The organism is Salifodinibacter halophilus (assembly GCA_012999515.1).
GTDB lineage: Bacteria > Pseudomonadota > Gammaproteobacteria > Nevskiales > Salinisphaeraceae > Salifodinibacter > Salifodinibacter halophilus.
The window spans coordinates 1-246 of the sequence record JABEEB010000554.1 but is presented as its reverse complement, the minus strand read 5'-3'; the positions used below and the strand labels follow the sequence as shown (position 1 = coordinate 246).

Below are 246 nucleotides of genomic sequence, written 5' to 3'. Positions count from 1 at the left end.
CCCGGATCGAGCAATTTCCCTATGCCTTCGATGCGCTCGATGAGTTTCTCGCGCTGCTCCGGATCCAACCGCGACAGCGCGATCTCGGATTCGGCCACCAGGATGATGTTGCGCGGATGCCGCACGTAAAGGCGCGAGTGGCGATGCAGGATGTCGCCGCGATGCGGATGCGTTTCGATGGACTGCTGCAGCACTTCGACTTCGACCGGATGGCCGCTGATCGTCTGCAGAAAGAACGTGGTCGAG

At 61.0% G+C, this 246-nt stretch carries 1 protein-coding gene; it reads right to left on the bottom strand.

Going from position 1 to position 246, the window contains the following annotated elements; genetic code table 11:
- Positions 1-246 (bottom strand): hypothetical protein (locus HKX41_12825; protein ID NNC25019.1); only part of this gene is annotated, 246 nt, incomplete at both ends.